The organism is Streptomyces sp. NPDC102270, from assembly GCF_044766405.1.
Taxonomy (GTDB): Bacteria; Actinomycetota; Actinomycetes; order Streptomycetales; family Streptomycetaceae; genus Streptomyces.
Genome location: NZ_JBIWLX010000007.1, coordinates 137,275 through 155,629, shown reverse-complemented (window position 1 = coordinate 155,629; position 18,355 = coordinate 137,275). Strand labels below are relative to the sequence as shown.

Below are 18,355 nucleotides of genomic sequence, written 5' to 3'. Positions count from 1 at the left end.
GGCGTGCGCACATGGGCATGAGCGTGACCATCTCTGCGGCGGCCGAGCAGGACGCGGAGCAGATCTTCAGGCTGCAGTACCTGTGCTTCCAGAGTGAGGCGGCGCTGTACGGCAACTACCGCATCGATCCGCTCGTCCAGAGCCTGGACTCGGTCCGCGCGGAGGTGACCTCGGACTGTGTCTTCGTGGCCCGCCTGGGAGACGAGGTGGTCGGCTCGGTCCGCGGCCGCGTCACCGAGGACGGCTCGGCCGCCATCGGCAAACTCTGCGTCCACCCCCGCCTCCAGGGCCACGGCATCGGGGCCCGCCTGCTCAGGGCGGCCGAGGCCGCCTTGGCGGACGAACGGGGCGCCACCAGCTTCCGCCTCTTCACCGGCCACCGCAGCGAGGGCAACCTCCGCCTCTACCGCAAGGTCGGCTACCAGACGGTGGGCACGTCGGAGGGTGCGGACGGGGTCCCGATGATCGTCCTGGAGAAGCCGGCCGGCACATACGCGGCAACGGCTTGAGGATTTTTGCCTTTAGGGGCGCGGGGAACTGCGCGACCAGCCACGGCTGACCGGATGCCGCCCGAAGACCTCAGGCGGCATCCCCCGTGGGCGCACCCTTCCGCAACCAGTAAATGGCGGAAAGCGGCAAGAGCACAGGGATGAACAAATACCCCATCCCGAAGTCCGACCACACGGTCGCATCCGGAAACGCAGAGGGCTCCACCAGCGTCCACGTGCCCACGGTCAGCACACCCAGCAGCTCCACCACACAGCACACCAGCGCCGCCTTGCGGGCCGTCTCTCCACCGCGCACCAGCGAGTACGTGATGAACCCGTACACGACGCCCGCAACGGCAGACAGCGAATAGGCCAGCGGTGCCCGGTCGAACTCGGTGGAGATCTGCACCGCCGACCGCGACACCGCCCCCACCACCATCACGCCGTACAACCACACCAGCAGCGTCCCCGGCCCGCTGGTCAACCGTCGGCTCACGTCAGCTTCCCCAGATGTCATAGAGCCGCACCTCCAGAACGGCCAGCACCACACCGCCGGCGGCAACCGTCACCGATCCCCACCGCGTCCGCTCCGCGAGCGACATGAACCCCGCCGCGGGCACACACGCGAACGCCCCCAGCAGATAGGCGACGAAGATCGTCGTCCCCTGCTCCGGCTTCTCGCCCCGCGCCAGCTGCACGATCCCGACCACCAGCTGGACCAGCGCCAGCGCCGACACCACGGCCATCCCGATGAAGTGCCAGTCCTTCGTCGGCTGATCACGGTAGGCGGCCCAGCCGCACCAGGCGGCCAGCAGCAGCGCGGCGACGCCGGTCACCAGCGTCAGGGCATCAAACATGCGGCGAGCCTATTACGGTCCAAAAGGCCTGATGCGGCCGCCCCCGCACGGCACCGTAGGGTCGGGGACATGAAGATCCATGCCGAAGCCCTCCTGTTCGACAACGACGGAACCCTCGTCTCCTCCCTCGCATCCGTCGACCGCTGCTGGACGCGCTGGGCCGAGGAGTACGGCATCACCGCAGAGGAGTTCGCCCGGGTCGAACTGCACGGACGCCCGGCCGTGGAGATAGCCGCCGACCTGCTCCCCGCCGACGTCGTGCCGCAGGCCCTCGCGCGGATCGAACAGCTGGAGGTGGAGGACGTACCCAACGGCGGCGTTCATCTGCTGCCCGGGACCACAGCTTTCCTCGGCTCCCTGCCGGCCGACCGCTGGGCCGTCGTCACCTCCGCCACCCGCAGGCTCGCCGAGGCCCGCCTCGAAGCGGTCGGCATCCTCCCCAAGACGATGGTCGCCGCCGACGACGTCACCCGCGGCAAGCCGGACCCCGAGCCCTATCTGCTCGCCGCCCGCGAACTCGGCGTCGACCCGGCCCGCTGTGTCGTCTTCGAGGACGCCCCCGCCGGCCTGCGCGCCGGCCGCGCCGCCGGTATGACCACCGTGGCGTTGACCACAACCCATCAGGCACACGAGCTCGACGCCGACTTGGTGGTCGAGAACCTGTCGGCCCTGTCGGCACTGGTGACCGCACGGAACGTGGAGATCTCCGTCCGGTCCTGAACCTGTCCACCGCTGTCCGTCATTCGGACAGGGAGTTCTTGGTCGCTCCCATACGTCTGCTTTACTGATCGCATGACCACGACGAGCTGCCGCACAGTTGCGACCGAGGCGACCATGACGCCCGGTGCTCGTTGTATGTGTCGAATGTGCTCCTGTTAGAGGGCCCCCGCACCACCTCCCGAGCCTCGCGCCCCGAAGCGAGCCGCCCCGGCACGTCCGTACGCCGTGAACTCCGTACGTGACCCATGTGCCCGCGCAGGACTTCTCTCCCGTACCAGGGCACACCCACGCCCGGGTACTCGACAGTGACGGAAACCCAGTGATCACGACAACAGGCCTGACCAAGGTCTACCGCTCGCGCGGCCGTGAGGTCACCGCCCTGGACGGCGTCGATCTGCACGTCCGCGAAGGCGAGGTGTACGGCGTCATCGGACAGTCCGGCGCCGGTAAGTCCTCGCTCATCCGCTGCGTCAACCTGCTGGAGCGCCCCACCGCCGGCACCGTGACCGTCGACGGGCAGGACCTCACCGCCCTCGCGGGCCGGGGTCCGCGCGCCGGCAAGGAGCTGCGGCAGGCGCGCAGCCGTATCGGCATGGTCTTCCAGCACTTCAACCTGCTCTCCACCCGCACGGTCCGGGACAACGTCGAGCTGCCGCTCGAAATCCTCGGCACCTCCGGCAAGGAGCGCTCCCGCAAGGCACTCGAGCTGCTGGACCTCGTCGGACTCGCCGACAAGGCCGGCGCCTACCCGGCCCAGCTCTCCGGCGGCCAGAAGCAGCGCGTCGGCATCGCCCGCGCCCTGGCCGGCGACCCCAAGGTGCTCCTGTCCGACGAGGCCACCAGCGCCCTCGACCCCGAGACCACCCGCTCGATCCTCCAGCTGCTGCGCGACCTGAACCGGCAGCTGGGGCTCACCGTCCTGCTCATCACCCACGAGATGGACGTCGTGAAGTCGATCTGCGACTCGGCGGCCCTTATGGAGAACGGCCGCATCGTCGAGTCAGGCACCGTCAGCGAACTGCTCGCGACCCCCGGCTCCGAACTGGCCTCCGCCCTCTTCCCCGTCGGCGGCGAGGCCACCGGCGAGGACCGGACCGTCCTCGACGTCACCTTCCAGGGCGAGGCGGCCACCCAGCCCGTCATCTCCCAGCTCTCGCGCACCTACAACATCGACATATCGATCCTCGGTGCCGCCATCGACACCGTCGGCGGCCTCCAGGTCGGCCGGATGCGCATCGAACTGCCCGGCCGCTACGAGGACAACGTCGTGCCCGTCGGCTTCCTGCGCGAAAAGGGCCTGCAGATCGACGTGGTCGGCGAGCCCCAGCTGGTGAAGGAAGGTGCCAAGTGACCTGGTCCGAGATGCGGCCCCTGCTGGAGCAGGCGTGTTGGGACACGCTCTACATGGTCGGCTGGTCCACGGTCATCGCCGTCGTGGGCGGCCTGCCGCTCGGTGTGCTGCTCGTCCTCACCGACCGGGGCGGGCTCCTCCAGAACGTCGTCGCGAACAAGGTCATCGGCCAGGTCGTGAACGTCGCCCGGTCGATGCCGTTCATCATCCTCATGGTCGCGCTGATGGGCTTCACCCGCTCGATCACCGGGACGACCATCGGCCGCGAGGCCGCCATCGTGCCGCTCGCCATCGGGGCGATCCCGTTCTTCGCGCGCCTCGTCGAGACCGCTGTCCGCGAGGTGGACGGCGGTCTGGTCGAGGCCGTGCAGTCGATGGGCGGCAACACATGGACGATCGTCCGCAAGGTCCTCGTCCCGGAGGCCCTGCCCTCGCTGATCGCCAGCACCACCACCACGATCGTCGCCCTCATCGGCTACTCCGCGATGGCCGGCACGGTCGGCGCCGGCGGCCTCGGCGACATCGCGATCCGCTACGGCTACCAGCGCTTCGAGACCCAGCTGATGTGGATCACCGTCGCGATCCTCGCCGTCGTCATCTCGCTCATCCAGTTCGCCGGCGACTACGCGGCCCGCTCGCTGCACCGCCGCGGCGGACGCTCCGGCCCCGCGCCGAAGCTGCGGCTGCTGAAGGCCTCCACGGCGGACACCAAGACCGTCTGAGACACCCCCCGATTTTCCCGTGCACCCGAACACGGGGTCGCTGCACCCAAAAGGAAAGGCACTTTTCGTGCGTAACGCCACAAAGCTCACCACCGCTGTCCTCGCCGCCGGAGCGCTCACCTTCGGGCTCAGTGCCTGCGGTTCGTCCGGCTCGGACTCGGCCTCCGACACCAGCGGACCCCTGGTCGTCGCCGCGAGCCCCACTCCGCACGCCGAGATCCTGAACTACGTCAAGGAGCACCTGGCGAAGAAGGCGGGCCTCGATCTGGAGGTCAAGGAGTTCCAGGACTACATCGTGCCGAACACGGCGACCGAGGACGGCTCGGTGGACGCCAACTACTTCCAGAACCAGCCCTACCTCGACGACTTCAACAAGAAGCGCGGCACGCACATCGTGCCCGTCGTCACCGTGCATCTGGAGCCGCTCGGCCTCTACTCCCACAAGGTCAAGAGCGCCGACGCCCTGAAGAGCGGCGCGACCGTCGCCGTCCCGAACGACGCCGTCAACGAGGCCCGCTCCCTGAAGCTGCTCGCCGCCAACGGGCTGATCACGCTCAAGGACGGCGCCGGCAGCGAGGCGACCCCGCAGGACATCGCCAAGAACCCGAAGAACCTGAAGTTCAAGGAGGTCGAGGCGGCCCAGACCGTGCGCTCCCTCGACGACGTGGACGCGGCGGTCGTCAACGGCAACTACGCCATCTCCGCCGACCTCAAGCCGGCCAAGGACGCCCTCGTCCTGGAGTCCGCGAAGAACAGCCCCTACGGCAACTTCCTCGCGGTCAAGGAGGGCAACGAGGACGACCCGCGCGTGAAGAAGCTCGCCAAGCTGCTCACCTCCCCCGAGGTCAAGAAGTTCATCCAGGACAAGTACGCCGGTTCCGTCATCCCGTCCTTCTGAACGGCGTAGGGCTACCGACGCGTATACGACGTATCGCCACGCACGGGGTCCACTCGCTCACCATGGGTGGGCCCCGTGATGCGGTTCGGTGCCTTCATGCTGCATGCTGGGCAGTTCAGCAGGCCCTGCTGGTTTTCCGACGGCTACGGAGTGGCGCATGACTGGCACCTTCCCCAACATCTCCATCAGCACGGAGCGGTTGGTGCTGCGCCCCCTCGACGAGGACGACGTGCCCGCGCTGGCCGAGATGATGAACGACGAGCAGGTCGGGGCCTGGACCGACGTGCCCCAGCCCTACAGCGAGGACCAGGCGCGCGGCTGGATCACGCGGTACGCGCCGGCCGAACGGGAGGCCGGCCGCGGAATCGCCTTCGCCGTCACGGAGTTCCTGACCCAGCGTCTGGTCGGCGTCGTCCAGCTCGCCAAAACCAACTGGCACGTCCGTTCCACGGAGTTGTCGTACATCATCGCCCCCTGGGCCCGCGGCGAGGGCTACGCCTCCGAGGCCGCGCTCGCCACCGCCCAGTGGCTGTTCACCGACCAGAAGTTCGAGCGGATCGAGCTGCGCACCGCGGCCGACAACACCGCCTCCCAGCAGGTCGCCCAGAAGATCGGCTGTATCAGCGAAGGTGTCCTGCGCGGCGCCTGTATAGCGCACGTCCGCGCCGACGACGGGACCTGGAGCGACGTCCGCACCGACTTCATCGTGTGGAGCCTGCTGCCCGAGGACCTCGACGGCGCGGACGATCAGCTGGCCGACACGGACGGCTTCACGACGTACTCCGACTGGAACTGAACCGGATCCGGACTCAGGGCGGCGAAAACGCTTCCGGGGCGCAGCGGGTACCCTCACCAAGCCGCCCGCGGGCTGCCCACCGACGACAACCTGCGCACACCTCTGGAGACTGAGAGACGATGGCCGACCGGGTCACGGTGATCGGCTGGGACGGCTCGCCGCTGACCGCAGCGGCACGCTCCGCCCTCGGCGCCGCCACGCTGGTCGCGGGTGCCGCCCACCACCTGGCACTCCCCGAGGTTCCGCCCGGCGCCGAACGCGTCCGCCTCGGCAGCGTCGCCCTCGCCGCCCGCCGTATCACCGGCCACCGCGGCACCGCGGTCGTGCTCGCCGACGGCGATCCCGGGTTCTTCGGAGTCGTACGCGCCCTGCGCGCACCCGAGTTCGGCCTGGAGGTCGAGGTCGTCCCCGGCGTGTCCTCGGTCGCCGCCGCCTTCGCGCGGGCCGGTATGACCTGGGACGACGCCCAGGTGGTCGTCGCACACCCGCGCACCCTGCGACGCGCGGTCAACGTGTGCCGGGCCCACACCAAGGTCGCCGTCCTCACCTCGCCCGGCGCCGGACCCGCCGAACTCGGCCTGCTGATGGAGGGCGTCCACCGCACCTTCGTCATCTGCGAGGAACTGGGCACCGACCGCGAACAGGTCACCGTCGTCACCTCCGACAAGGCCGCCGACCACACCTGGCGCGACCCCAACCTCGTCATCGTCATCGGCGGCACCGCGGCCGTGACGGAGGACGGCGGCTGGATCGCCGGCCGCGACCCGGCCGTCGGGCCGCGCGGCTGGACCCTGCCCGCCGAGTCCTACGGCGGTCTCATGGGCGAGGGTGAACTGGAACCGCTGCGCGCGGCCCAACTCGCCCGGCTGGGACCGCGCGTCGGCGACCTCGTGTGGGACATCGGCTGCGGCAGCGGCGCCTTCGCCACCGAGGCCGCCCGGGCCGGGGCCGCCGTCATCGCCGTCGACCGCGACCTGAGGGCCTGTGAGCGCACCGAGGCCAATGCCCGCGCCTTCGGAGTCCAGGTCCAGATCGTCGCGGGCACCGCCCCGCACGTCCTGGAGAACCTTCCCGAACCCGACGTCGTCCGCGTCGGCGGCGGGGGAGTGGCCGTGGTCTCCGCGGTCGCCGACCGGCGTCCGCAGCGCATCGTCGCCCACGCCGCCACCCGCGACGAAGCCGAACTCGTCGGCCGCGACCTCAGCGAACACGGCTACCGCGTCGAGTGCGCCCTCCTCCAGTCCGTCGAACTCGACACCCGGGCCTGGACGGAGACGGAGCGGAGTGTCGCGTTCCTGCTCAGCGGGGTGCTCCCGGACCGTACGGCCTGACACCGCCGGTCGTCGTCCCGCCGTCCCCGTGATCCTGTTGTCGTACTGCGCGCGGTAGGCTGGCCGACCGTTGTACCGCACCCGGTGGCCCGGCATTCGTTCGTCAATGTCCGGAAAGCGCGCCCGTTTTGGGGTGGGTGTGGTACGGCAGAACCGGAGGACGCGCAACGTGGCGCAGTCCACAGCGGGCTGTCGCGGATCAACCTGTCGCGACGGCGGAACGGCCGGGACAATGCCAGTTAATGGCTTTGTCGTCTTTCTCGGCGGGCCGTTCGTGCCGCTGGGCGCGCACGCTCGTTCTTCACGGGGGCGGTCGGTGCGCCGTCCCCGGTGAGCTGGTCGTAGAAGCACTAACCGATGGGCGAGGGGTACGCATGACCGACACCGGCCAGGTTCCGGGCGAGGGACTGCCGGAGAACGCAGGCATGGTGGAACAGCCCGGCGTTCCCGCGCCGGGTGCGTACACCTACCTCTCCGAGACCACCGCCGAGGACGAAGACCTGTTGCTGCTGCCGGGGGCCCAGAGCCCGTGGGGCAACGAGGTCGCCCCGCCCGCTCCCGAACCGGTCGTCGAGACCGTCCACGAGCCGGGCCCGCACGAGATGTCCGGCCGGGACAGCGGAGCGCACGATCTGAGCGCGGTCCGTACGCCCCAGGTCCAGGCTCCTACGGTGCCGATCCCGCCCATCACGCCCCGCCGGCCGCTGCACCTCGGCCCGCCGATCCCCGACGCCTCCGCGAGCCCGGTCCGCTCCCTCGCCGACCGCGGCCCCGCGGGCGCACCGGTACGGCAGCCGGCCGCGGCCGCACCCGGCCCCGAGTACTACGACACCCCGCAGCCGCAGGGCGCGGTCCCGTGGGGTGCCCCGGCCCAGGTCGCCGTCCAGACGCCGGTGAGCACGGTGGCCCCGGCTGCCGAAACGGTTGTTCCGGCGCCGGAACCGGCGGTCGCTGCACAGGCTGCGACAGCCGACCTCGCTCCTGAGGCGGAGATCGCCGAGTACGAGGTCCCGGTGGCGCCGGTGCCGGATGCCGTACCGGCCCCCGAGGCCGTGCACGCGCCGGAGCCGCTGCAGGCTCCGGTCCCCGAAGCGAATCAGGTCCTGGCCGACGTTTCGGGGTTCGAGGAAGCCCAGCCGGTGGAGGGCGAGCCGGCTGAGGTCGGTGGCGTCGAGGTGAGTGGGGAGCAGGTGCCGGTGGACGGCTCCTTGCCCTACGAGGTGCAGCCCGCGCTTGAGGTTCTGCCTGACGGACCCGTGCCCGACGTGGCCGACCGGACTCCTGACGCCGACACCGCTGTCGTTGCGGAGGCGGCCGAGGCCGAGGCCGAGCAGGTCCCGGGCCCCGGTCCCGCCGTCGTCGACGCCGCGGAGTACGCGGTCGCCGCCCCGGATGCCGCCGACGCCGCTGAAACCGCGCCGGTGATGGAGGAAGCCCAGGCGGACGCGGCGCCCGAGCAGGCGCCGATGCCCGCGCCAGAGGTCGTTGACGCCGGAGTCGCATCGGGCACTGATGCACAGGAGGCGGCAGTTGCCGTCGCCCCGCAGGTTGTTGCCGCACCGGAAACGGCCGCACCGGAAGCGATTGTCCCGGAAGCGGTGACCGAGGACGTGGACGTTGTCCCAGAGGCGGACGCGGTCCAGGAAGCGGACCCGGTGGAGGAAACCGCGGCCGCTCCGGACATCGCACCCCCCGCCGAGGAAGCCGTCGCCGCGGTCGCCGCGGTCGCCCCGGTCGCCCCCGAAGCCGTGACTCCGCAGGTTCCGCAGCCGGTGGACGTCGTCACCGCACCGGCCGAAGACCTCCCGACACCCGCGGAGGACGACGTCGCCGCGGAGGCCCCCGGGCCACTCCCGGCCGAGCAGCCCGCGCAGGAGCAGGAGCAGGAGCAGGAGCAGGAGCCCGCACCCGCAGTTCAGCCCGTCGACGACCAGCAGAGCCCCGTCCAGGAGGAGCCGGAGCCCCTCGCGGCGGACGCGGCCGAGACCGACGTACAGCCGACGGAGCCGGCCGCGCAGCCCGCCCCGGACCAGGCGCCGCAGGGTCCCCAGACTCCGGCGCCTCAGCCGCTCGCGGCGGAACTCCCCGGCGCGCAGCCCCCGTTCGAGGCGCCCGCCGTCCTGCCCGCCGGAGTTCCCTCGGAACCCCGACCCGGCCGGCCGCTGGGCGAGTTCGTGCCGGTGGACGGCTCCGTGCCGACCACCCCGCACCTCGCGCCGACCCCGCCCCACCCCCTGTCGCTGCCCACCCCGCGTGAGACGGGCGGTGACCCCCAACTCGCCCAGCAGGCGGACGACCTGGACACCCGGGCGGCCGATCAGGAAGACCAGGAAGACCAGGAAGACCAGGAAGCAGTGAGCACCGCCCCCGTGGCAGAGGCACCACGGTCCACGGGCCCCGCCGCGCCCGCCTACGACGACGCCGAACGCGAGGCCGTCCTCAAGGTCATGCGGGAGCGCCGTGACATCCGCAACGGCTTCCGCAGCGACCCGATCCCGCACGAGGTGCTGCTCCGTGTCCTCGAGGCCGCCCACACCGCGCCCTCCGTCGGCCACTCGCAGCCCTGGGACTTCGTCGTCATCCGCTCCGCCGAGACACGCGCGGCGATGCAGGACCTGGCCCAGCGCCAGCGCGAGGCGTACGCCAAGTCGCTGCCCAAGGGCCGGGCCAAGCAGTTCAAGGAACTGAAGATCGAGGCCATCCTCGAGACCCCGGTGAACATCGTCGTCACCGCCGACCCCACCCGCGGCGGCCGTCACACCCTCGGCCGGCACACCCAGCCGCAGATGGCCCCGTACTCCGCCGCGCTCGCCGTGGAGAACCTCTGGCTCGCCGCCCGCGCCGAGGGCCTCGGCGTCGGCTGGGTCAGCTTCTTCGACGAGCGCGAGATGGTCCGCGCGCTCGGGCTCCCCGAGCACCTGGAGGTCATCGCCTACCTGTGCGTCGGGTACGTCGACGAGTTCCCGGACGAGCCCGAGCTGATGCAGGCCGGCTGGTCCAAGCGCCGCCCGCTGTCCTGGGTCGTGCACGAGGAGACGTACGGCCGCCGCGCCCTGCCCGGCGAGGAGCCGCACGACCTGCTCGGGGAGACCGTCGCCCAGATCCGCCCACTGGACGCCAAGGCGCTCGGCGAGGCCTGGGAACGGCAGAAGCGGATGACCAAGCCGGCCGGCGCGCTCGGCATGCTGGAGATCATCTCCGCCCAGCTGTGCGGGCTGTCCCGGCAGTGCCCGCCGCCCATCCCGGAGCCCGCGGCCGTCGCGATCTTCGCCGGTGACCACGGCGTGCACGCCCAGGGCGTCACTCCCTGGCCGCAGGAGGTGACGGCCCAGATGGTCGCCAACTTCCTCGGCGGCGGGGCCGTTTGCAACGCGTTCGCCGCTCAGGTGGGCGCCGAGGTGTGTGTGGTGGATGTCGGCGTGGCGTCCGAACTCCCGGCCACCCCGGGCCTGTTGCCCCGCAAGGTCCGCGCGGGTACGTCCGACATGACCGCCGGCCCCGCGATGTCCCGCGAGGAGGCCAAGCAGGCCATCGAGGTCGGCATCGAGACCGCGCGCGACCTGGTCGCGGCCGGTAACAAGGCGCTCCTCACGGGCGAGATGGGCATCGCGAACACCACCGCGTCCGCCGCCCTGATCTCCGTCTTCACGGGCGCCGACGCCGCCGAGGTCACCGGCCGCGGCACCGGCATCAACGACGAGACGCTGGCCCGCAAGACCGAGGTCGTCCGCCGCGCGCTCGAACTCCACCAGCCGGACCCCGCCGACCCGATCGGGGTCCTGGCGGCGATCGGCGGCTTCGAGCACGCGGCGATGGTCGGGCTGCTGCTGGGCGGCGCGTCCTTGCGCACCCCGGTCATCCTCGACGGCGTCAGCGCGGGCGCCGCCGCCCTGGTGGCCCGCGCGATCGCCCCGGAGGTTCTCGCCGCCTGCATCGCGGGCCACCGCAGCGCCGAACCGGGCCACGTGGCCGCCCTCAACAAGCTGGGCCTGCGTCCCCTGGTCGACCTCGACCTGCGCCTCGGCGAGGGCACGGGCGCCCTGCTGGCGCTGCCGCTGGTCCAGAGCACGGCGCGGGCCATGCACGAGGTCGCCACGTTCGACTCGGCGGGCGTCACCGAGAAGTGACCCCGCGACCGGGGTGGGCCACGCGCTCCTGCGTGCACCCCACCCCGGCCGTACGCTGAACCCGTCTCTAAAATCTGCACGTCAGGGCTGCTCCAGCGCCGTAGCACCCATCGCCTTGCCAGCACGAGGAGCCGCACCTCATGGCCGAACATCCCGCCTACCCCGTAGGCCTCCGCCTCACCGGCCGCAGGGTCGTCGTCCTCGGCGGCGGCCAGGTCGCCCAGCGCCGCCTGCCCGCCCTCATCGCGGCGGGCGCGGACGTCCTCCTGGTGTCCCCAGAGGCCACCCCCTCGGTGGAGGCGATGGCGGACGCCGGCGAGATCACCTGGGAGAAGCGGCCCTACCGGGAGGGCGATCTGGCCGCGGCCTGGTACGCCCTGATCGCGACCGGTGACACCGAAGCCAACACCCTGGCGTCCGCCGAGGCCGAGCGGAACCGCGTGTGGTGCGTCCGCTCCGACGACGCCGATGCCGCCACCGCCTGGACCCCGGCGACGGGCCACAGCGAGGGCGTCACGGTCGCCGTGCTCACGACGAACGTGAAGGGCCGCGACCCCCGCCACACGGCGGCCGTCCGGGACGCGGTCGTGGAGGGCCTGCGCGACGGCACCCTCGTCGCCCCCCACCACCGCACCCGCACCCCGGGCGTCGCCCTCGTCGGCGGCGGCCCCGGCGACCCCGACCTGATCACGGTCCGCGGCCGGCGCCTCCTCGCCGAGGCCGACGTCGTCATCGCCGACCGCCTCGGCCCCCGCGACCTCCTCGCCGAACTCCCGCCGCACGTCGAGGTCATCGACGCCGCGAAGATCCCGTACGGCCGTTTCATGGCCCAGGAGGCCATCAACAACGCCCTGATCGAGCACGCCAAGCAGGGCAGGTCGGTGGTACGGCTGAAGGGCGGGGACCCCTATGTCTTCGGCCGCGGCATGGAGGAACTGCAGGCCCTCGCCGAGGCCGGCATTCCCTGCACGGTCGTCCCCGGTATCTCCAGTTCGATCTCGGTGCCGGGCGCGGCCGGCATCCCCGTCACCCACCGCGGCGTCGCCCACGAGTTCACCGTGGTCAGCGGCCATGTCGCCCCCGACGACGAGCGCTCGCTGGTCGACTGGCCTTCGCTCGCCAAGCTCACCGGCACCCTCGTGATCCTCATGGGCGTCGACAAGATCGGCCGGATCGCCGAGACCCTGGTCGCTCACGGCAAGTCGCCCGACACCCCGGTCGCCCTGGTCCAGGAGGGCACGACGGCCGCCCAGCGCCGGGTCGACGCCACCCTGGCGACGGTCGCCGACGTGGTCGTCGCCGAGGAAGTCAAGCCGCCGGCCGTCATCGTCGTCGGCGAGGTCGTCGCCGTAGGACCCCGGGTCTCCGAGCCCTCGGCGTAACCCGGGGTAACACAACCCGTTCCCAGCCGTTGGCACCGCACCCAGGACAAGGCAGTATCACCCTGTGGCCGATCTCATCACCGTCGAGGACCCCGACGACCCGCGCCTGCACGACTACACGGGCCTGACCGACGTCGAACTGCGGCGCAAACGCGAGCCGGCCGAGGGCCTGTTCATCGCCGAGGGCGAGAAGGTCATCCGCCGGGCGAAGGACGCGGGCTACGAGATGCGCTCCATGCTGCTGTCCGCGAAGTGGGTCGACGTCATGCGCGACGTCATCGACGAACTCCCCGCCCCTGTATACGCCGTCAGCCCGGAGCTCGCCGAGCAGGTCACCGGCTACCACGTGCACCGCGGCGCGCTTGCCTCCATGCAGCGCAAACCGCTGCCCACGGCGGCCGAATTGCTCCAGACCGCCCGCCGGGTGGTGGTCATGGAGTCGGTCAACGACCACACCAACATCGGCGCGATCTTCCGCTCGGCGGCGGCCCTGGGCATGGACGCCGTCCTGCTCTCCCCGGACTGCGCCGACCCGCTGTACCGCCGCAGCGTCAAGGTCTCGATGGGCGCGGTCTTCTCCGTCCCCTACGCCCGCCTCGACACCTGGCCCAAGGGCCTGGAGTCGGTCCGCGAGGCCGGCTTCACCCTCCTCGCCCTCACCCCGGACGCCAAGGCCAAGACCCTCGACGAGGCCGCCCCGCACAGGATGGACCGGGTCGCGCTGATGCTCGGCGCCGAGGGCGACGGCCTGACCACCCAGGCCCTGGTCGCCGCCGACGAGTGGGTCCGTATCCCGATGGCCCACGGCGTCGACTCCCTCAACGTGGGCGCGGCGGCCGCGGTCGCCTTCTACGCGGTGGCCACGGGACGACCGCAGGACTGATCAGCGGTCGTCCGCTGCTCCGGCACATCGCCTACGGCGGTCCCGGCGCCGTACTCAGCCCGTGCCGCCGCCCGACCGCCGCGGCGGTGCCTGGTCCGGCGACGCGTGCACCTGCCCCTGCCGCAGTTCCCGTACGACGCCGTCCTCGCCGCCGAGCCCGCGCGGCGGCCCCTGGCACCCCTGGGCCGCGGCGATGCCGAGCGCCACGAGCAGGGTCACGACGACGAACACGAACAGCCGCTGGCGCAGGAGGCGAGGGTTCGCGGGGCGCAGCCCCGTCTTGGTTTTCCTGGAGGCCGGGCGCCCGGCACCGCTGCGCGGCGCGGGCCGGCTGCCGCTGCCCGAGCGGGTCGTGTTCCGCGAGGAGGCCGGGGTGGGCCGCGGGCCCGGGCGGGAGGAAGGTACGCCGTTGCCGCGCGGGGTGCTGCCGCCACGTGACGGAACCCCGCCGCGGGCGGGGGCCTGGCCCCGGACCTGCCCGGAACCACGGGACTGGGGAGTTCCCTGGGAGCCGGACGTGCCCGGCTGCCCCTGAGGACGTCGCTGGGCGGTCCGCTCCGGGTAGGTGTCGGCGATGCGTCCGGTGGGCCGGTCCGCCTCGGCGGCGCGCGGGGCGGGCGGGCGCAGATCCGGCAGGCCCTGGGCCTCGCGGGCCGCGATCTCCTTGAGCCGCAGCGACAACTGGAGGGTGCTCGGCCGCTCCTCGGGGTCCTTCGCCAGACACGCGCGGATGAGGGGGGCGACCGCGTCGGGCACGCCGTGCAGCTGGGCCTCCTCGTGCACCACGCGGTACAGCATCACCTCGGAACTGCCGTGCCCGAAGGGCGAGTCGCCCATCGAGGCGTACGCCAGGGTCGCGCCCAGCGAGAACACGTCGGTGGCCGGCGTCACCGCGGCGCCGCGCACCTGCTCGGGCGCGAGGAAGCCGGGGGAGCCCACGGCGGTGCCGACATGGGTGAGGGTGGAGGCTCCGGTCGCCCAGGCGATACCGAAGTCGATGATCCGCGGACCCTTGGGCGACAGGAGAATGTTCGACGGCTTGAGATCCCGGTGCACCACCCCCGCCTCGTGCACGGCGACGAGCCCCTCCGACAGGGCGGCCCCGATGGAGGCGACCTCGGCGGCGCCGAGCGCGCCCTCGTCGGCGACCTTGTCGTGGAGGGAGGGGCCGGGCACGTACTGGGTGGCGAACCACGGACGGTCCGCCTCCAGATCGGCCGCGACGAGCCGGGCGGTGCAGCCGCCGCGGATCCGCCGGGCCGCGGAGACCTCGCGCGCGAACCGCGACCGGAACTCCTGGTCCTCGGCCAGATCCGGCCGGATGACCTTCAACGCGACCCGCTGCCCCTTGCGGTCGGAGCCCAGGTAGACGACTCCCATCCCCCCGGCGCCGAGCCGTCTGTGAAGCCTGAACGAGCCGACGACGCGCGGGTCCTCGCGCCTCAGGCGCATCATCGCCATGTTCATCCCCGCTGCCCGGTCCGTGTGACGAGCCACAGCTTACGTTTCCACGGGCCGCCGCGCGCAGAGGCCGCGCCCTCTCGGGCCGGTGGATTGTCAGTGCCGGGTGGGAGAATTGAGGGGTGGTCAGGGAGCCGCAGGGCGGGCGGACTTCGCTTCGGATGTGATCCCAACCACCCGTCGCAGAAGGGGGATTGAACCCGTGAAGGGTGATCGCGTGGAGATAGTCGTGGACGCAGGTGACACGACGCGCACCTACGAGGTGGTGGCGAGCAGGGCGGGCCGCCGAGTGGAGACGGCGGTACGACGAGGTGTCGTGGAAGTGAGCGAAGTCACGCGGAACGGCTCTGTGGTGCGGACGGCCCGGTTCATGGCGACCCGGGTGCTGGCTCTGGTGGAGCAGCCGGTGCCGCGCGAGGACATCTCGGAGAAAGCGGCGCAGACCGGACGACCCCTCCGGGAAGACCCGGAGACCTAGGTCCCCGTCTCCACCCATGGGAGTACTCCGCTGGTCATGGCTCATCCTCGGGGAGGCCCGGCAATCGGTACGAGGGCATGACGTGCGGGAAGCCCATGACGCCTAGATTTGAGGTCAAGCGGCGGGTGCAGCACTCGTCCCCCGAGGTCAGACACCCGCCGCTGCCAAACGACAACAGAACGGTCAGGAGAGGGACCATGGCTCTTACGGCACCGCGGACACTGTTCCGCACACGTCAGCCCCGCCGTACGGGCCGTCGCCACCCGCTGGTGGCGACGCTGATGGCCCTTCCTCTGGCGGTCCTGCTCCTCGTCGTCTTCGACGGCTGGGAGACAGTGGCCACACAGGCGTCGTCCGTGGGAGTGATGCTGGGGCGCTGAGCGGCGACCCCAGGCCCGGAAGAGCGGTCCGGGCGGGGACATCAACCCATGAAACCCCGTGGGGACGGGGGTGCGGCGGACGGCAAAATGCCGGCGCAGCTGGGGAGCTGCGCCGGCATTGCTTTGCCCTGTGGGCGTCTGTGGGCGTCTGTGGGGGCCTGGTCGGGTGCGGGTTCGGTGGGGGCGGGCGTTGTGCGCAGTTCCCCGCGCCCCTGAATGCCTGCGGCGGCCCGTGCGGCCCCGGTGGGGGCTCGTGCAGCGCGTGCGGTGTGTTTGGGGTCGGTGCCGGGGTGGGGGTATCCGTCCTCGGTCCGGCGGAAACTGTCCCTTCATAAGTGCTCTGTAACGGACGCCGGCCGCTGCGGGCGGAGACCCCCCACCCCGTCCCCTTCCCGCCGTACGCGGCCAACGGCCCGTGGTGGCGCGCGGTCCGGCGAACGGTTCCGTCCTGGCGCAGGTGACTGCACCCCCCAGGGGCGCGGGGAACTGCTCGACCAGCCACAACGCACCCGCACCCGCCCGACTGTCCGACCCGGCACCCCCTGAGGCGCGACGTGCGTACCCTCACGAGCAGACCACCCCGTCGCCCAGGGAGCCCCGTGACCACCCACCCCCTGCTCACCGAGCTCACCCTCAGAGCCAGGACCGAGGCTCACTCACGGAGCTCGTCGGCGTGCCCCTGCGGGGCGAACACCCTCGCCGACCGCCCCGACGCCACCGTCGTCCGTCACGCCGACACCGTCGCCAAGGCTCACGCCCCCGACACCGCCCCCGCCGACCTGGCCCCCCGCCTTGCCGCGGCCGCCCACCTCCCCGGCATCCTGCTGCCCCCACTCGCCGATACCCCCGTAGACCTGCACGGCCGGCTCGTCACCTTCTGGCCCTACGGCGAACCCGTGGACCCGCAGAACCCCGACGCCGCCCCCTGGCAGGCCGCCGCCATCCTCCTCGCCCACCTCCACCGCACCCCCGCCCCACCCGGCCTGCCCCCCATGCGCGGCCCCGCCAAAGCAGCCCTGGCCATGGCCCGGCTCCTCTCCACCAGCCGCCGAAGGCACGCCGTGCCCGTGCTCCGCGCCTGGCGAACCCTCCCGTCCTGGGCCCGCGCCGAGACCCCCATGTCCGACACCACGACCCTCTGTCACGGCGACCTCCACCTCGGCCAGCTGGTCCGTCACCCCGCCCCCGACGGTCCCTGGCGTCTCATCGACGTCGACGACCTCGGCGTGGGAGAACCCACCTGGGACCTCGCCCGCCCCGCCGCCTGGTACGCCTGCGGACTGCTCCCGCCCGACGACTGGTCCCGCTTTCTCGGCGCCTACCGGGCAGCCGGGGGCCCCGCGGTTCCCGCCGAGGGCGACCCCTGGCCGGCCCTGGACGTCGCCGCCCGCGCGCTCACCGTGCAGACCGCCGCCCGGGCGATCGCCAAGGCGACCGAGGCGGGCCGTGCGCTGGACGACGTGGAGCAGGCGGTCGTCGACGCCTGTGACCGAATGGGTTCCACCCCGCCGGAGTTGGCGGACGGTTTCGCGAAGTAGGGTGCAACCGACCAGAGCCGGACAGAGTCTGTCCTGGCGTAACGCTAAGCAGGACCGACCGGCGAGGAGTTGAGCCGACGATGCAGTGTCCGAAGTGCCACGCCCCCATGCACACGTACAACCGCAACGGTGTCCAGATCGAGCAGTGCAGCGGCTGCCGCGGGATCTTTCTCGACTACGGCGAGCTGGAGGCGCTGACCCGGCTGGAGGGTCAGTGGGGCGGCGGCCCCGCCGTTCCGCCGCCGCCGGCCGCTCCGCAGTACCCGGCCCAGCCCGGCGCACCGGCCTGGGGCGCTCCGCAGCACGGCGGCGGTCACTACGGGGGCCACGGCGGCCACGGCGGTCACCACCGCAACCGCGGCTTCGGCCACATGCTGTTCTCCAGCTGACCAGGAGACGAGGAAGCCCCCGGCCGCAGGGCCGGGGGCTTCGGTGTGTGCGCGATACTGGGATTGAACCAGTGACCTCTTCCGTGTCAGGGAAGCGCTCTCCCGCTGAGCTAATCGCGCGGGAACCACGATCGAGATCGTGCGTGCTGCGTGCGCGATACTGGGATTGAACCAGTGACCTCTTCCGTGTCAGGGAAGCGCTCTCCCGCTGAGCTAATCGCGCGGGTCAGACCTTCGATGATCTGCCGAAGATCCAGTGGACGATACTGGGATTGAACCAGTGACCTCTTCCGTGTCAGGGAAGCGCTCTCCCGCTGAGCTAATCGTCCTTGGAGGTGGAGACGGGATTTGAACCCGTGTAGACGGCTTTGCAGGCCGTTGCCTCGCCTCTCGGCCACTCCACCAGGAGTGCAGGGGCTCGGGAAGATCCCCTGGTTCCATCGAGCGGACGACCAGGTTCGAACTGGCGACCTCAACCTTGGCAAGGTTGCGCTCTACCAACTGAGCTACGTCCGCTTGTCGTTTCGTTCCGCTCTCGCGGCCCGGCGACGAGT

Annotated in this window: 17 protein-coding genes and 5 tRNA genes; 14 read left to right on the top strand and 8 right to left on the bottom strand. The window is 71.7% G+C overall.

Annotated elements, in window-relative coordinates:
• Positions 1-11 precede the first annotated feature (11 nt).
• On the top strand, positions 12-509 hold the full coding sequence (locus tag ACIRP7_RS15855) for a GNAT family N-acetyltransferase (RefSeq protein ID WP_352390035.1): 498 nt from the start codon (positions 12-14) through the stop codon (positions 507-509).
• A 70-nt stretch (positions 510-579) separates the two neighbouring features.
• Here the strand turns inward: ACIRP7_RS15855 and ACIRP7_RS15850 are convergent, their stop codons facing one another.
• Positions 580-1,005: a hypothetical protein gene (locus ACIRP7_RS15850; RefSeq protein ID WP_403658781.1), complete on the bottom strand. Its 426-nt coding sequence runs from the start codon at positions 1,003-1,005 to the stop codon at positions 580-582.
• Complete coding sequence (locus ACIRP7_RS15845) at positions 986-1,345, bottom strand: hypothetical protein (RefSeq protein ID WP_403658778.1); 360 nt, start codon at positions 1,343-1,345, stop codon at positions 986-988. The genes ACIRP7_RS15850 and ACIRP7_RS15845 overlap by 20 nt, the downstream gene beginning before the upstream one ends.
• Positions 1,346-1,414: 69 nt before the next feature.
• On the opposite strand from ACIRP7_RS15845, the gene ACIRP7_RS15840 reads away from it, so the two are divergent.
• From ACIRP7_RS15840 to ACIRP7_RS15800, 9 genes are all read left to right on the top strand, one after another.
• On the top strand, positions 1,415-2,065 hold the full coding sequence (locus tag ACIRP7_RS15840) for an HAD family hydrolase (RefSeq protein WP_352390032.1): 651 nt from the start codon (positions 1,415-1,417) through the stop codon (positions 2,063-2,065).
• Between the two features lie 319 nt (positions 2,066-2,384).
• Entirely contained in the window at positions 2,385-3,416 is a 1,032-nt protein-coding gene (locus tag ACIRP7_RS15835; protein ID WP_403658775.1) for a methionine ABC transporter ATP-binding protein, read from the top strand.
• Positions 3,413-4,138, top strand: coding sequence for a methionine ABC transporter permease (locus ACIRP7_RS15830; RefSeq protein ID WP_403658772.1), 726 nt, complete (start codon positions 3,413-3,415; stop codon positions 4,136-4,138). Before ACIRP7_RS15835 ends, ACIRP7_RS15830 begins: the two co-directional genes overlap by 4 nt.
• A gap of 67 nt (positions 4,139-4,205) precedes the next feature.
• A complete protein-coding gene (locus ACIRP7_RS15825) occupies positions 4,206-5,036 on the top strand; it encodes a MetQ/NlpA family ABC transporter substrate-binding protein (RefSeq protein WP_403658769.1) in 831 nt (276 codons plus the stop codon).
• A 157-nt stretch (positions 5,037-5,193) separates the two neighbouring features.
• Complete coding sequence (locus ACIRP7_RS15820; protein WP_403658766.1) at positions 5,194-5,832, top strand: GNAT family N-acetyltransferase; 639 nt, start codon at positions 5,194-5,196, stop codon at positions 5,830-5,832.
• 119 nt (positions 5,833-5,951) lie between these two features.
• Complete coding sequence (gene cbiE, locus ACIRP7_RS15815; RefSeq protein ID WP_403658763.1) at positions 5,952-7,163, top strand: precorrin-6y C5,15-methyltransferase (decarboxylating) subunit CbiE; 1,212 nt, start codon at positions 5,952-5,954, stop codon at positions 7,161-7,163.
• Between the two features lie 374 nt (positions 7,164-7,537).
• Positions 7,538-11,290 carry a nicotinate-nucleotide--dimethylbenzimidazole phosphoribosyltransferase gene (cobT, locus tag ACIRP7_RS15810; RefSeq protein WP_403658760.1) on the top strand — a complete coding sequence of 1,251 codons (3,753 nt, stop codon included), beginning with the start codon at positions 7,538-7,540 and terminating at the stop codon, positions 11,288-11,290.
• Between the two features lie 140 nt (positions 11,291-11,430).
• Positions 11,431-12,672, top strand: coding sequence for a uroporphyrinogen-III C-methyltransferase (gene cobA / locus ACIRP7_RS15805; protein ID WP_403658757.1), 1,242 nt, complete (start codon positions 11,431-11,433; stop codon positions 12,670-12,672).
• A gap of 64 nt (positions 12,673-12,736) precedes the next feature.
• On the top strand, positions 12,737-13,555 hold the full coding sequence (locus tag ACIRP7_RS15800) for a TrmH family RNA methyltransferase (RefSeq protein ID WP_403658754.1): 819 nt from the start codon (positions 12,737-12,739) through the stop codon (positions 13,553-13,555).
• Positions 13,556-13,609: 54 nt separating this feature from the next.
• Here ACIRP7_RS15800 and ACIRP7_RS15795 read toward each other — a convergent pair whose 3' ends face one another.
• A complete protein-coding gene (locus ACIRP7_RS15795) occupies positions 13,610-15,022 on the bottom strand; it encodes a protein kinase (protein WP_403659571.1) in 1,413 nt (470 codons plus the stop codon).
• Between the two features lie 196 nt (positions 15,023-15,218).
• Between ACIRP7_RS15795 and ACIRP7_RS15790 the strand changes: the two genes are divergently transcribed.
• The 4 genes from ACIRP7_RS15790 (at position 15,219) to ACIRP7_RS15775 (ending at position 17,801) form a co-directional block, all read left to right on the top strand.
• Positions 15,219-15,494 (top strand): hypothetical protein, encoded by a 276-nt coding sequence (locus ACIRP7_RS15790; protein WP_403658751.1) that lies wholly within the window; start codon positions 15,219-15,221, stop codon positions 15,492-15,494.
• 197 nt (positions 15,495-15,691) lie between these two features.
• Positions 15,692-15,874 (top strand): hypothetical protein, encoded by a 183-nt coding sequence (locus tag ACIRP7_RS15785; protein WP_352390023.1) that lies wholly within the window; start codon positions 15,692-15,694, stop codon positions 15,872-15,874.
• Between the two features lie 599 nt (positions 15,875-16,473).
• Complete coding sequence (locus tag ACIRP7_RS15780) at positions 16,474-17,412, top strand: aminoglycoside phosphotransferase family protein (protein ID WP_403658747.1); 939 nt, start codon at positions 16,474-16,476, stop codon at positions 17,410-17,412.
• 80 nt (positions 17,413-17,492) lie between these two features.
• On the top strand, positions 17,493-17,801 hold the full coding sequence (locus ACIRP7_RS15775) for a zf-TFIIB domain-containing protein (protein WP_328783993.1): 309 nt from the start codon (positions 17,493-17,495) through the stop codon (positions 17,799-17,801).
• Positions 17,802-17,849: 48 nt separating this feature from the next.
• Here ACIRP7_RS15775 and ACIRP7_RS15770 read toward each other — a convergent pair.
• From ACIRP7_RS15770 to ACIRP7_RS15750, 5 genes are all read right to left on the bottom strand, one after another.
• Positions 17,850-17,921: transfer RNA gene (locus tag ACIRP7_RS15770), tRNA-Val, on the bottom strand.
• A 31-nt stretch (positions 17,922-17,952) separates the two neighbouring features.
• Positions 17,953-18,024, bottom strand: a tRNA-Val gene (locus tag ACIRP7_RS15765).
• 34 nt (positions 18,025-18,058) lie between these two features.
• Positions 18,059-18,130, bottom strand: a tRNA-Val gene (locus tag ACIRP7_RS15760).
• A gap of 1 nt (position 18,131) precedes the next feature.
• Positions 18,132-18,205: transfer RNA gene (locus tag ACIRP7_RS15755), tRNA-Cys, on the bottom strand.
• A 39-nt stretch (positions 18,206-18,244) separates the two neighbouring features.
• Positions 18,245-18,317, bottom strand: a tRNA-Gly gene (locus tag ACIRP7_RS15750).
• Positions 18,318-18,355 lie beyond the last annotated feature (38 nt).

Coding starts and splice junctions, on each gene's coding strand:
- ACIRP7_RS15855 (WP_352390035.1), top strand. CDS start 12: ATGGGCATGAGCGTGACCATCTCTGCGGCGGCCGAGCAGGACGCGGAG.
- ACIRP7_RS15850 (WP_403658781.1), bottom strand. CDS start 1,005: ATGACATCTGGGGAAGCTGACGTGAGCCGACGGTTGACCAGCGGGCCG.
- ACIRP7_RS15845 (WP_403658778.1), bottom strand. CDS start 1,345: ATGTTTGATGCCCTGACGCTGGTGACCGGCGTCGCCGCGCTGCTGCTG.
- ACIRP7_RS15840 (WP_352390032.1), top strand. CDS start 1,415: ATGAAGATCCATGCCGAAGCCCTCCTGTTCGACAACGACGGAACCCTC.
- ACIRP7_RS15820 (WP_403658766.1), top strand. CDS start 5,194: ATGACTGGCACCTTCCCCAACATCTCCATCAGCACGGAGCGGTTGGTG.
- cbiE (WP_403658763.1), top strand. CDS start 5,952: ATGGCCGACCGGGTCACGGTGATCGGCTGGGACGGCTCGCCGCTGACC.
- cobT (WP_403658760.1), top strand. CDS start 7,538: ATGACCGACACCGGCCAGGTTCCGGGCGAGGGACTGCCGGAGAACGCA.
- cobA (WP_403658757.1), top strand. CDS start 11,431: ATGGCCGAACATCCCGCCTACCCCGTAGGCCTCCGCCTCACCGGCCGC.
- ACIRP7_RS15795 (WP_403659571.1), bottom strand. CDS start 15,022: ATGAACATGGCGATGATGCGCCTGAGGCGCGAGGACCCGCGCGTCGTC.
- ACIRP7_RS15785 (WP_352390023.1), top strand. CDS start 15,692: ATGGCTCTTACGGCACCGCGGACACTGTTCCGCACACGTCAGCCCCGC.
- ACIRP7_RS15775 (WP_328783993.1), top strand. CDS start 17,493: ATGCAGTGTCCGAAGTGCCACGCCCCCATGCACACGTACAACCGCAAC.